The 13,107-nt window shown below is 41.3% G+C and carries 10 protein-coding genes; 6 read left to right on the top strand and 4 right to left on the bottom strand.

The window, feature by feature from the left end:
* Window positions 1-332: 332 nt before the first annotated feature.
* Window positions 333-1,472 carry an ATP-binding protein gene (locus tag FQ608_RS08670; RefSeq protein ID WP_158857510.1) on the bottom strand — a complete coding sequence of 380 codons (1,140 nt, stop codon included), beginning with the start codon at window positions 1,470-1,472 and terminating at the stop codon, window positions 333-335.
* Between the two features lie 316 nt (window positions 1,473-1,788).
* On the opposite strand from FQ608_RS08670, the gene FQ608_RS08665 reads away from it, so the two are divergent.
* From FQ608_RS08665 to FQ608_RS08650, 4 genes are all read left to right on the top strand, one after another.
* Complete coding sequence (locus FQ608_RS08665) at window positions 1,789-2,040, top strand: hypothetical protein (RefSeq protein WP_158857508.1); 252 nt, start codon at window positions 1,789-1,791, stop codon at window positions 2,038-2,040.
* A 300-nt stretch (window positions 2,041-2,340) separates the two neighbouring features.
* Window positions 2,341-2,913: a carboxymuconolactone decarboxylase family protein gene (locus tag FQ608_RS08660; RefSeq protein ID WP_158857506.1), complete on the top strand. Its 573-nt coding sequence runs from the start codon at window positions 2,341-2,343 to the stop codon at window positions 2,911-2,913.
* A gap of 50 nt (window positions 2,914-2,963) precedes the next feature.
* On the top strand, window positions 2,964-3,719 hold the full coding sequence (locus tag FQ608_RS08655; RefSeq protein ID WP_158857504.1) for a hypothetical protein: 756 nt from the start codon (window positions 2,964-2,966) through the stop codon (window positions 3,717-3,719).
* Between the two features lie 23 nt (window positions 3,720-3,742).
* Entirely contained in the window at window positions 3,743-4,114 is a 372-nt protein-coding gene (locus tag FQ608_RS08650) for a response regulator (RefSeq protein ID WP_158857502.1), read from the top strand.
* Window positions 4,115-4,139: 25 nt separating this feature from the next.
* On the opposite strand, the gene FQ608_RS08645 is transcribed toward FQ608_RS08650, so the two are convergent.
* From FQ608_RS08645 to FQ608_RS08635, 3 genes are all read right to left on the bottom strand, one after another.
* Complete coding sequence (locus FQ608_RS08645; RefSeq protein ID WP_234364136.1) at window positions 4,140-5,432, bottom strand: nucleoside hydrolase-like domain-containing protein; 1,293 nt, start codon at window positions 5,430-5,432, stop codon at window positions 4,140-4,142.
* Window positions 5,433-5,659: 227 nt separating this feature from the next.
* The gene (locus FQ608_RS08640; protein WP_158857500.1) at window positions 5,660-6,547 is read right to left on the bottom strand and encodes a diacylglycerol/lipid kinase family protein; all 888 of its coding nucleotides are present in this window, start codon (window positions 6,545-6,547) and stop codon (window positions 5,660-5,662) included.
* 40 nt (window positions 6,548-6,587) lie between these two features.
* Entirely contained in the window at window positions 6,588-7,649 is a 1,062-nt protein-coding gene (locus tag FQ608_RS08635; protein WP_158857498.1) for an App1 family protein, read from the bottom strand.
* Between the two features lie 791 nt (window positions 7,650-8,440).
* On the opposite strand from FQ608_RS08635, the gene FQ608_RS08630 reads away from it, so the two are divergent.
* The gene (locus tag FQ608_RS08630) at window positions 8,441-11,605 is read left to right on the top strand and encodes a SusC/RagA family TonB-linked outer membrane protein (protein ID WP_158857496.1); all 3,165 of its coding nucleotides are present in this window, start codon (window positions 8,441-8,443) and stop codon (window positions 11,603-11,605) included.
* A gap of 28 nt (window positions 11,606-11,633) precedes the next feature.
* Entirely contained in the window at window positions 11,634-13,094 is a 1,461-nt protein-coding gene (locus tag FQ608_RS08625) for a SusD/RagB family nutrient-binding outer membrane lipoprotein (RefSeq protein WP_158857494.1), read from the top strand.
* Window positions 13,095-13,107 lie beyond the last annotated feature (13 nt).

The following is a 13,107-nucleotide window of genomic DNA, read 5'->3' as shown; positions in this document are numbered from 1 at the left end:
TTGGCTAATTTCTATAATGTAAAGATACATCTATTGTATTTAAAATTAAATTGATAATATCTATGAGGTATAGAGAGGATAAATTTTTTTTTATCTAAAGATCAAAAAATGTCGTAAAACGAAAGGAATGGTTCCCGATGTCTAAACCATATTACACGTCATATTCCACAATAGATAAATGTATGGGTGCAGGCATCAAAAAGTTAAACTAGCACATAGCACTTGTTGGTTTGCTATGTTGGTTTTTTATCTCCCTAATTACCACATGGTGCAGAGTTACAGTGGCAACAATTACCAAAGTCGGCAAATGATTGTAGAATTGCACTTCTTTTTCAGATAATTTCATTGTTCCAGAGCTGTTCCAAGAATTGCTTCCATGGTATAACTGAAATTTCACCAATTCTTCGCTCTAAAGGATCATCACTCACAACGATTAGTCTTCTCACCGAATATTCTTCCGCAAAGTTTTTTAATCCCTTAAGATGACGGGGTTGAATATTATTCGTTCCTTTAATCTCTAGCGCCACCTCATGATCACCGAGGATAAAGTCCACCTCTATCTGCGAAGTCGTCCGCCAGTACGAGATAACATAATCTTTCTCAGAATATTTACTATGGGCATATAATTCCTGATAGATAAAATGCTCAAAGGCATGCCCAAAAGACTCGCTTCTTGCTTCAATTTTCCCTCTTTTTAGAAGTTTATTTGTAATGCCTATATCAAAATAATAGAACTTGGATGTCAGAATCACCCTTCGCTTTGGCTTTTTTTGAAATGAAGGAACAAAACGCCCGAGTAATGTGTCTTCTAAAATTTGAAAATATTCCTTAACGGTGTTATGGCTTACCCCACACTCGGAAGCGATATTTGAATAATTGACCATTTCTCCGTTGGAAAACGCAGCCGCCTCTAAAAATTGGGTAAACGCATTGATATTTCTGATCTTTGCTTCAGCCATAATTTCATCTTTTAGGTAATTTCCGATATATGCATCTATTAGTTTTTTCGGATTTTCTGCCAGATAGTGCCTTGGAAGCAATCCGTTATTTAACGCTCTCAACAAGTCAAAATCTGGAATTTCAGATTGAATCAATGGATACAACTCGTACCTTAGAGCTCTCCCTCCCAATAGGTTATGCCCAGACCGAATGATTTTTCTAGGGCTTGATCCACTCAAGATGAATTTTATCGAATGATTTACAATCAACCAATGAATTTCGTCAAGCAGTTCAGGAATCTTTTGAATCTCGTCAACTACGACAATCTCCTTACGATCCCTAGCCAAAATTACCTGGCGAAATTGCTGGGGTTCGGATTTATACCTTAAATAGGTATCTGACAACAAAAGATCAAACCATATCGCATCCGGAAAAAGACTTTTTAACAAAGTACTTTTACCTGTCTGACGAGCCCCCCAAAGAAACAGACTTTCATTTCCGGAACCTTCCAATATTTGTTTTCTGAGAAACATAATTCATTACTTACTTACAATATTCATGATATTTGTAACTATTACTTACAAATATCATGATTATTGGCAATAATATATACACCTGAGCCGCATATAAAAAATATATTTTCAAACTATAACCATTGCTAAGCTAGATCGGCACAGCCAAAGGATGAAAATTAAACTACTACTAAAAAAACCCAAGCATTGGAATGCTACAAATCCGACATAGTTAAATTTAAATCTAACAAAAGCCACCTCCAAAATAGCAACTTCTTTTTGAACATGGGCTAGACTGGCCTATCTTTGATGATGAATTTTATTTTAAAAAAACAACATGTTTGAAGGCCCTAATTATCCCCAACCCTTAGATGAATCACTTTTAGACGAATGGCTGGAAAAGGGACGGTTAAGTAAAATACCCTACGCTTACCTAGTAATTATTTGGGATGAACTTGAAGCGTCATACGCCCCCGTTTATGTCGAGCAACGGAGCGAACTGCAAAAGTACCCCCGCTACGGTCAGGCACCCGACCACCAACTCCTGGTGGCAGCGTATGATCTGTATTCGGAGACGAGGATAATCTAGGAGAGGAGCTGAATCAGATCGATTTTTCCTGCAGCGCAGTAAGGCGAAGGTTTTCACGTAGCGGCCGCAACGGTTTTGACGAGGTGACCGCTGCGATATTTTTGTATAGGTTTGCCGAATTCTTTATTTAAAATTTGTCCTGTTTTATACTTTTTCATACAGAATTCACTCTTTCAAATAATAAAATTTGTATTCTTTCACTTTTCAAATAATTTATTGATCTATTTTTTCTGAAAACGCCTAAAAAAATTTAAGTTTGTGCTAATTACATAAGTTATTTTTAGAAAAATAGCAGCTATTATGAAAAACAGCTTTGCTCTAATTGAGCATCAAGATGCAAGCCCCGAAGTAAAAGAAATCTATGACGATACCATGAAAACACTGGGGATTCCCTTTGTATTGAATTGGTTTAAATGTCAGGCGGGGAATCCTTCCCTGCTTAGAGGCAATTGGGCAAAATTAAAAGCCACACTTTGCGAGGGTGATGTCCCCAATATTATCAAACAACTGATCATATTTACGGTCTCCTCGGAAAGAAAATGTAATTATTGTGCTGAAGCCCATAAGCTTTTTGCAGATATGATGGGTAAATCACTGGCGGAAGATCCGGCTTTTCTTATCACAGAAAATATGGATAGCGAATGGGTGCCCAACAGCTATAAAGTTGCAGTGCGTACAGTGGCGAATGCCGCGTTGTCTGACGGACATGTAGAAGCGAGCGATTTTGAAAGCTTAAAGGCTGCGGGATATTCTGAGGGAGACATTCAAGAACTGTTTGCCCAGGCGGATTTGGTGAATATGTTGAATACCATTGCGAATATTTCGGGGATTCAAATTGACAACGAAATCGTGGAATTGAGCTACTCTTTATAGTGGTGCCAGCCGAACAACCTTATATAGGTTATAAAATCCTGTTTGAGGCTATGGTAAGATTTTCTACCGGGATTTCAAAGATTGGCCGTCTGGATAAACTTCCTGCCGAGTTAAACTTCCATTTAAAATATTTATTCAATTACCACCGTTTCGATTTTTATTATGTAGCTGGAAATTCTGTAGACTGTATTTCCATTTCCCTGGATGGTTTTTGCTATTTCAGCAGTGGGGTTGAAGATCTCCCAAGTTTGGAACGGGGAGTTCTACAAAGTGGGGTGCCAAAGGCAATAGTTTCAGAATCGGATCAACTAACAAGCCACTGCTGGAAATTTGAAAATGGCAATAACCTAAGTAGTCTCATAAAAATACAGTCAACAGTTGCCAATCCTTTTAAAGAAAGCAGTATAACCCTGGTAAAGGTGGTGAATAAAACCTTGGCCACAAAAGTCGAAAACCTAAAGATGATTCAGTTGATTCATCGGCAAAATAAACAATTGGAAGAGTTGGCTAGGGAGTTACAAACCAAGAACTCTGAAATAGAATCGTTGAATCAAATCCAGGAGGGGACGATTGCCGACCGAACTGCCAGCCTTCTCCATTCAAATACTAAATTGAAATCCCTCATTCAATTTAATTCGCATCAGCTAAGAGAACCGCTTACAAGGGTCATTAGCATGGTCGAGATTAAGGATGAACTATCAACCGAGGAATATGTAAGGGACATTTTACCATTGATGCACTTGGCGGTTTCGGATTTGGATAAGGCCGTGATGGAAGTTATTAGACGGTCAGAAGAATTGGAATAGTAATTTTAAAAAGAAAGTTAGTCATGAAAGTATTTTTAATCGATGACCAAAAAATCACCAATGTCCTAAACCGGAAATACCTTTCCATGTTAAGGAGCGATTTGGATATATATGATTTCGAGAATCCGCTGTTGGCTGTTCAGGCATTAAAAGCAGAAAATCCCGAGCTTATTTTTTTAGACATCAACATGCCGATCTTGACGGGATGGGATGTTTTGACTTTTATGAACGAGCATGAAATAAATATACCCGTCATTATCCTTACCTCCTCCAGCAGCTCTATCGACCGGGACAAGGCGAAATTGTTTCAGAATGTATTCTCTTTTCAGCTAAAGCCACTGACGAAGGAGGGGTTCAGCCGGTTGTTGGATGACGTTGTTAAAAAAAGAATTTAAAGCTTATTAGGTGTGAAAAACCTAATCATTCCAACCACTTCCACCGCTCCGCCCAGTCCATCAAAAAATCTTCCTGAAACCGGAAAATAGTATTGGCGCCCTGATGCCCGTCGGCAAAGTCTCCTTGATCAGTCCTGTCACTCCACCATTGAATTAGCCCCGTAATGTCTCCTTCCTGACATTCCCCCGGCCAGGGGTCGGCGGAAACAAAGGCGCCTTCCTGCCCATTAAGCTCTGGCAAATCACTTTTTATCCGGTATTTCCATTTTCCCGCGGATTTGGTGACAAAGCGGATGGCATAGCGTCCATCGCCTTTATAGTATCCCTCGAATTGCTGATTGGCTATCTCCATCACGAAGCAGGATGAATCCGGATGTATGGCATTTTCCTTTCCCTCAAACTCCCATTCCATAACCGAAAAAGTAGGCACAGTGTCGTTAAGACTGGTACTTGCTTTGAAAAGCCGCTTCGGAGAGTGGCTAATGGATTCAAAACTGCCACCCCAGCTTTCGCCTGCTGGATTATTTGGATCTCCATGGAGAAGGTAGGCCACCGCCGGCGTATCACCCATTTTGATGCGTCCTCCGTAATAATTGACAAAATCACTGCCCATGGCGCCCTTACCTTTGATATAGGCATCATAAAAATTATTGACATTGGTGGCTTTGTCCGTTTTATCATCCGCAAACCAACCCCTGTAGGTAGCATTTGCCTCAATCATCCACAACTTGGGGAAATTGGTAGCTATATACTGGTAGGCATCCGCTGACCATTTTTTGTTGGGGCCCCCTATCCAATAGACGCGCAGTTTGTCCGCGATATCCGGTGCATCATGCAGTGCTTGGGCCACATCTTCCAGCCCACCCCAGACCAGCACCCACAGGGGTTGGTCACTCTCCTTTTTGGCGCAGTATATAATCCAAGAGGATCCTTCCGAGGAATTGGCCCATCCTTTCAGTGGCGCCCTTTCAATCCCACCCTGTTTGGTGACAGCACGCAGTTCGTCGGCAAGGGGGAATCCTTGGCTATTGGCGGCCAGTTTTGAATAGTCCTTTTCGTACAAATCAATGATATGCAGTATGTCCGATTTTCTCCCTAGCCCAAATGGTGACGCAATCAGGCCCTCAGTCTGAAACCGGTCCGAATACATCAGGTAATGGATCATGGACTGAAAATCATCGTCGTCCGTCCCCCCAATATCAGAGCTGACAATAACCCTTGGTTTATTTTGTGCCTGCAAAAGACTAACATACAGAAAGGATAAAATTGTAAGCAGCAGATATTTTGAGTTTGTACGCATCATCATTTTATATTTCATAACCCATTATGGAGACTTAGGGACTTAGGGACGAAGAGACTTATAGACTTGGAGACGCAGAGACTTGGGGACATAGAGACTGAGAGATTTGGAAACGAAGAAAGGTTGCTAGGTCAACATTTCGTCACCCACCACTCATCCCATTTCTTTGCCAAGTAACCCAGTAACCTAATAACCCATTAACTCAATAACCTATTAACCTAATAACCACTAACCCAAGATCCAATTTACACTTCTTCAACTGCAAAGTTAGTAAAAAACTCGATTTTCATCTTATTCAGCTGTATTTCCACCTTTTCCTGAATTTCCTTCATTTCTCCGTCTATGTGAAAGGCGGCATTGTCCAGGTTTTCGATAGTGACACTTTCCCCACTATACGTCTGCACAAAATCCAACTCCGAAAAGTTTTCCCTGATAAAGCCTACCGTCAACGCCATCCATTCCTTAAAACTGTCGGGATTGAGTACGATTACCTCAAATTTTCCGTCATCCATTTTTCCGCTAGGATTTATTTTGGCACCTGTGCCATACCGGTCACCGTTGGCGATGACCAGCATTTTGGCGTTTACGGTTTTTTTTTCACCATTCAGTTCTAGGGTGAACCGATATTTGTTGTTTTCAAACACCTGCGCAACGGAGCTTTTGAAATAACTGCCCATGCCTCTCTCATCCCGCTCCTCAAATTTCTTGATTAAGCCCGCATTAAACCCAAAATCGCAAATATGGAGACATACCTCGCCGTTCACATCCAAGACATCCATCTGGATGGTTTTTCCTTTATGCAATGCATTCATGCTGTCGTCCCAAGTTTGAATGCCTAGGCAGGAGCACAGGCCGTTGGCAGATCCGAATGGTATGGGTAATAAGGGGATGTTTTCCCATTCCATTTGGGAAGCCACCAATTTGATTGTTCCGTCCCCACCAGCTACCATCACCAGGTCATAGGTGTTTTCATTGAGTAATTTTTTTATTTGTTGTTCGTCGTCATGTCCGGAGGTATTCCATACCGAAACGGTATAGTCTGATGTGTTTAGAATAATATTTTCGATTAGTTCAGATCGATTTCCGAAATTTCCAGCTACTGGATTTACGATTAACAAGGCATGCTTACCCATATGAATTTTAACTGTTGGTTAGTAGGCAGAATATCAAAATCTATTCCCAATCTTTTGAGTTGAGGTGTAAGAATGGATCAAGGAAATTTTTCGCATGGGCGATTGCTTCAGATGAATGCTTGACCCAGGCGATTGGAATTTTAGGATTGTATTGATTCAGTTGGTTTTCCCTTTCTTCATCTACCTTTTTTATCCTTCTGATATAGACCGCTTTAATCCTGCCCGGATACTTTTCAATTATTTCTATGTAAAGTTCCGGATCATGCTGCCCGCTATCTCCAATTAGGATGAATTTCATAGTTGGAAAAAGAGCCAGTAGCATAGAAATCTTTTCCAATTTGTGATCATGGTTTCCACCGCCGGATTTCCAGATATTCCTTAAGTTGACATGGGGGTCTTTTAACAATAAAGGGCCCTTCGGAATATCTCTATATTGTAGAAAATCCTGAATGAGGTCAAAGAGATTCCAGTCGCTGCTGGAAACATAAAATACCGGATGTTGATCTTGGTTGGTTAAAAGCGCGTAAAAATCACTTACACCTGGAAATGGCCTGCGGGTATATGCATTCTTTGAAACAGACAGCCATAATTTTTTGCCCAGAGAAGTGGCGTGGGATATAATGACGGTATCATCAATGTCTGAGATTATGCCAAAGGGATGATGCTCCGAAATTCGGGAAATCTGAATGCTGAGGGTTTTTTCTTCCGCTGTAATGCCTTCTTCTTCCATAATAGTAAGGGTGGCATAATCGGGTTTGCCATCAGTGGGCACCGGATGCGATAAATGGCTTTCGAAAAGTCCTTCTTCGTTACTGATCAAAATCTCTTCTATCCCATGATATACCAATCTAACACGCGCATCAGGGATGCTGCTTCCGGCATACCTTCTGACAGAAGCCAAGATGTTTTGTAAGGCATTTTTATCCGCTGTGGGGCGGCTTTGCTTATAGGCTTCTACAACTCTGCCTTTTATAAAGACTTCCTTATCATTTCCAAAGGCCAAGAACAGTTCCATACGGATCAGGCCCAGTTTACCCACCTTTCTCTTAAATTTTGAAAAGGCATAGCGAAGTGGGAAAGTAAACCAACGCAAAATGTTCATTTTAATTTTTTGGTTAAAAATGCATCAAATCCCACGCCAGTAGCGAATTTGCAAGGCCGGGAAGTGATATTTTATTTCCATGTTAACGGCCTTGACAGACTTATTACTCCCCGTAAAAGCATCGTCCCTCAGGCGTGATCAGTCTTCACCTCGCAATTTGAGCCGTATTAGTTTGGAGAAAATCCCGATTGAGCTGTTATGTTTTGAATACAAGGCTATTATTTTCATCCGCTTCATATTTTAACGTTCATTTATTTAATTTACAAAATAAAATTCTGAATATAATATTTTTAAATCAAGTAGGTTTGAAAAATATCCTAAAAATACTGAAAAGGTAAATTAAAATAAATATTCAGTTGAAAAATCAATTAGTAATATCTAAAATGGGTAAAAAAACAAAAAATTAAATCAACTAAAAAGCCTTTTGATTCGATAGTAGTAAATTTATTTATTAAAATTATAATTTAAGAAATAGAGTTTTAAATATAAGAAATATGAAATAAAAGTTAAGAAAACAGATTAATATATGAAATAAATATAAATAATATGTCAAAACAGATATGGTTAAATATTTTAATTTTATCGGAATTAAAAAATATATTTTGGTAAATTTTATTTTTTCAGGTTCCTCGTCTATATTTATTGCGTTGAAGAAAACCTGTATTTCAGAAAATGGGAAGAATCTTCATCACCCCCTCCCAAATAACCTTCTAAGATCCAACCTGGATAACCGCTAGTAAAACCGTTACCCACAGGGTAATACCTATTTAGTTTATTTAACCACAAACAACATGATGAAAACATTTACTCATTGGAGTGAAAGGACTTTGTTGATCAAAGGAATCTTTCTCAGTGTAATGATCTTGGCGGGTTCAGTTCTGACGAATCCGTTATTAGCGCAAGGTCGGTCAGTGACCGGAAAGGTACTGGACGAAAACAATGATCCCATCCCGGGCGCGAGCGTTCTAATCAAAGGGACCACTCGGGGTGCGGCTACAGATCTGGATGGTGAATTCTCCGTCACCCTATTGGGCGAAGAAAACGTCCTCGAAATCTCTTTCATAGGATATGATAAAAAGGAAGTAGTAGTGGGCAACCAAACCGCTGTTACTGTCTCGCTAGTTTCGGATGCTCAGGCCCTTTCTGAGGTCGTAGTGACGGCGTTTGGTATGGAAAGAGAGAAGAAAGCGTTAGGTTACTCTACCCAGTCCATAGACGGAAGTGCGTTAGCAGATGCCCGGCAGGGTAATATTGCCAATAACCTCTCCGGAAGAGTTGCCGGAGTGCAGATTAATTCCAACTCCATGCCAGGCTCCGGATCCCACATCGTCATCAGAGGTTCTTCTTCAGTAGCGGGAAACAATCAACCCCTCATCGTAGTCGATGGCGTTCCTATAGAACAAACAGACGGAAGAAGGTATGGTGGTGGGTTGTCAGAAATCAATCCGGACAATATTAAGGAGATTAACGTACTTAAGGGTGCTACCGCTGCAGCCCTTTATGGGTCAAGGGCTGCCAATGGTGTCATCATGGTAACTACTAAAGACGGTTCCGGAACAAAAGGTATAGGGGTGGAGATCAATTCCAATACTACTTTTGACAGGCCTCTAGTTTCTCCTAATTTCCAAAACACCTATGGAGGAGGTGCCGGGTATAGAACCTGGTATGTGGACGGTCGAAATGGATTTGATGCAGATGGTATTAGAGGTACAGCAGGTGTAGATGAAAGTTGGGGAGCTCCGATGGACGGACGTTTGGTTCCGTTATGGTATTCCGCTCCGGACAGAGTTGCGTTGTTGCCACAGCCGAACAATTGGGATGAGTTCTGGGAAACTGGTCAGTCAACGCAAAATAATATTGCTGTTTCGGGTGCCAACGACAAAGGGAATTTTAGACTTTCCATCGGTAGGCTAGACCAAACCAGTATCATGCACAACAATGATTTCTACCGCAATAACTTTAAATTTAATTCCGGCTATAATTTCACGGACAAACTTAGTGTAACATTAAGTGCGGAATATGTCAAATCCGGCTCTAATAACAGAAACTACACGGCCAGTCAAGATTTTATCTGGGCCCACAGGCATACTGATTATGAGAAACTAAGAAACTGGGATCAATATTACGAGATCCAGCGCGCTACGTTCCGTCCGGGTGATGACTATCCCTATGCCAACTGGCAGCACGAATATTTCTCAAATCCATTCTTTTTCCAGGATCGCTACACCAATGCCAATGAGAAAGACCGATTGGTAGGGAATATTGCAGCCACTTATAAGTTTAATGATGCGTTGAGTTTGATGGTTCGTTCGGGAACAGATTTCTGGTCTGACAGCCGCACCAATGTTACCAGCGTAGAAAGAACCAAAAATTCCGTGCGTATTCTTGGTGCTTACACGCAGAACAATATGGTCAGCCAAGAAACAAATTCCGATTTCATCTTAAGTTACAACAAAACTATTGCCAGCAAGTTTTCGATCAATGCCCAAGCGGGAGCCATCAACAGAACCAACGATTATTCCATGAACATGGTAAATGTTCGTGAATTAACCATAGATGGTTTGTATAACTTAGGCAACTACGCCAGCCCGGTAGTTCCAAGTAGTGAAATTAGAAAGCAAGTTGTAAACAGTGTTTTTGGAGCAGCCCAGTTTGGTTACAACAATTCCATCTTCCTAGATATTACTGGAAGAAACGACTGGTCTAGCACACTGCCCATTGACGCCAATTCTTTCTTCTATCCTTCTGTCGCCTTGAGTGCTGTACTTACGGATATGTTCGATATTCAAAGTAAATTTCTTTCATTCGCCAAACTGAGAGGATCGGTAGCACAAGTTGGTAATGATGCTGATCCATATCAGCTTAGGCAAGTATTCGCTGCTCAGGGATTGTGGGCTGGAACTACCCCAACCTATGCTGCGGCTCCTCAAATCGCAAATAGAAATCTTAAGCCTGAAATCACTACGGGTCAGGAAGTAGGTTTGGATGTCCGCTTCCTAAACGGTAGAATCGGTTTGGACTTGACCTATTATCATCAGGCTACTACCAATCAGATTCTTGCCGTAACTATTTCTACTGCATCAGGCTATCAGAGCCAAGTGCTCAATGCGGGTAAAATAACAAACCAGGGAGTCGAAGCGATGTTGACGGGTTCTATACTTCAAAATAGAGGCGGATTGAACTGGGATGTTGCTGTTAATTTTTCCAGAAACAGGAACTTGGTTGTTGAACTTGCGGAGGGGCTTGAAAACTATACCTTGGGGTCCCAGAATAGTGTGACTTCAGAAGCGAGAATAGGTGAACCATATGGTACATTCTATGGCAGGAGATACCTACGTTCTCCGGAGGGAGAAATTGTGTACAGTAACGGATTACCACAACTGGAGGCAGGAACATTTAATTTGGGGAATATACAGCCGGATTGGATCGGAGGGGTTTCCAATACATTTATGTACAGGAATTTCTCCTTCGGAACCCTCATTGACATTCGTATGGGAGGTGATATTTTCGACGTAGGTACTGGTCTGGCCAGAAAGACAGGCATGTATGAGGAAACTGCTATTGGTAGGGAAGAAGGGGTAATCGGAGCAGGAGTAAAAAATGTAGGGACGGTAGAGAATCCGTCTTATGTGTCTAATGACGTTATAATTCCCGCTGCTACTTTCTGGAATGCAACAAATCCGCGGAATTACCATGAGGCAGGAATTTTTGATGGGTCTTTCGTGAAACTAAGAGAAGTGACTTTTGGGTATTCATTTCCTCAATCCTTGTTAAGCAAAACCTTTATACAGAGCGTTAGATTATCACTAGTTGGAAGAAACTTAGCCATACTGCATAGAAATCATCCACATATGGATCCAGAAGTAGATATGAAAGGTGGAAACGCACAGGGCTTTTCTTATGGTGAGCAGCCCTCCACGAGAAACGTAGGTTTCAACGTTAACCTGACCTTTTAAGTATCAACATCAAGTAAAGCACATTCCTATGAAAATTCGAAAAATAATTCCCTATATATTTCTTATTACTGTGGGCCTCTTTGTTGGCTCATGTACAGAAGATTTTGCAGAGATCAACACGAATCCCAATGATCCGGAAACAATTTCTCCGGCATTGTTACTGCCAAATGCAATTCAGGTTGCCGTTGATAGGTACTGGGGGCATTCGACACGTTTTCAGCGCTTGAATATTGACGCAGCCATGTGTTGGGTGCAGCATATTGCCCGAAATATTTATATTAATTCAGAGGGGGATACTTACGAAGTACCTGTAACAATATCGTCCGGAACTTGGGACAATGTGTATAGAAACTCACTGGTTAATTTTGAAAGTGTTCTTGAACTCGCTGGTCCCGACGGTCCATTCGTTAACCGGAACTATGAAGGTATAGCTCTTACTATGAAGGCGTTTACCTTTTCATTTTTGGTGGATGTATATGGTCCGATACCATATTCTGAAGCTTTAAAAGGGGCTTCGGAGGAGTCCATCAATTCACCGAAGTATGATTCCATGGAGGATATTTATGCGGGGATTTTGGATGACCTAAAGATAGCTAATGAAAAACTCTCCGTTACTGGCCCCGCTGTTGCCGGAGATATTCTGTTCAACGGTGATATTCTACGTTGGAAAAAGTTTGCCAATTCCCTTCGTTTAAAGTTGGCAAATCGGCAGGCTGCTAAAAAGCCTTCTGAGTCGAGGGCTATAATGCAGGAAATTATCTCCAACCCCACACAGTTTCCAATATTCACCAGCAATAGTGATTTCGCTGAACTGATCCATGCTAACGTAATCGGCAGTAGAAACAAGATGTTCGACGTGTTTTCCACCCGATCTGACTGGAATATTTCCACAACTTTTGTTGCCAAGATGATGGAACTTGAAGATCCTAGAATTTCTGCCTATGCACTTCCATTGGCTGACGGAACATATGCTGGCCTTCCCAACGGATTGACAGATGAAGCTGCGGCTACCTACGTCGCATCTACCATTGGTCCAAGGTTTTTGGATCCCGAGGCACCAAGTATTTTGATGACCTATTCCGAATTGATGTTTGTATTGGCCGAAGCTGCACTAGATGGAGACATAGCTGGCAATGCAGGCGAATATTTCGAAAAAGCCATTCAAGCTTCATTTGATCAAAATGGTGTTGAAATGCCTGGCGATTATGTGTCCAAACTAGGGACTTTAAATAAGGAGTCCCTTATGACACAAAAGTGGATTGCCCTTTTTGGACAGGGAATTGAAGCTTGGACGGAATACAGGAGAACCGGGTTCCCAGTCATGCCTGCACCCAATCCGGCCGCTATTTTCTCCAACGAGGGAGTGTTACCTACCCGCCTGGAATATCCGTTGAGTGAATATTCGCTAAATATGGATAACTTATCTCAAGGGGTTCAGTTGCTTGGAGGTGAAGACAATATGAGAACAAAATTATGGTGGGCTGAATAAGTCTACATATCGG

Origin of the sequence: Lunatibacter salilacus (genome assembly GCF_009797935.1) — a bacterium.
Taxonomy (GTDB): Bacteria; Bacteroidota; Bacteroidia; order Cytophagales; family Cyclobacteriaceae; genus Lunatibacter; species Lunatibacter salilacus.
This window is presented reverse-complemented; position numbering and strand designations above follow the sequence as displayed.

Coding starts and splice junctions, on each gene's coding strand:
- FQ608_RS08645 (WP_234364136.1), bottom strand. CDS start 5,432: ATGAAATATAAAATGATGATGCGTACAAACTCAAAATATCTGCTGCTT.
- FQ608_RS08655 (WP_158857504.1), top strand. CDS start 2,964: ATGGTAAGATTTTCTACCGGGATTTCAAAGATTGGCCGTCTGGATAAA.
- FQ608_RS08670 (WP_158857510.1), bottom strand. CDS start 1,472: ATGTTTCTCAGAAAACAAATATTGGAAGGTTCCGGAAATGAAAGTCTG.
- FQ608_RS08640 (WP_158857500.1), bottom strand. CDS start 6,547: ATGGGTAAGCATGCCTTGTTAATCGTAAATCCAGTAGCTGGAAATTTC.
- FQ608_RS08650 (WP_158857502.1), top strand. CDS start 3,743: ATGAAAGTATTTTTAATCGATGACCAAAAAATCACCAATGTCCTAAAC.
- FQ608_RS08630 (WP_158857496.1), top strand. CDS start 8,441: ATGATGAAAACATTTACTCATTGGAGTGAAAGGACTTTGTTGATCAAA.
- FQ608_RS08625 (WP_158857494.1), top strand. CDS start 11,634: ATGAAAATTCGAAAAATAATTCCCTATATATTTCTTATTACTGTGGGC.
- FQ608_RS08660 (WP_158857506.1), top strand. CDS start 2,341: ATGAAAAACAGCTTTGCTCTAATTGAGCATCAAGATGCAAGCCCCGAA.
- FQ608_RS08635 (WP_158857498.1), bottom strand. CDS start 7,649: ATGAACATTTTGCGTTGGTTTACTTTCCCACTTCGCTATGCCTTTTCA.
- FQ608_RS08665 (WP_158857508.1), top strand. CDS start 1,789: ATGTTTGAAGGCCCTAATTATCCCCAACCCTTAGATGAATCACTTTTA.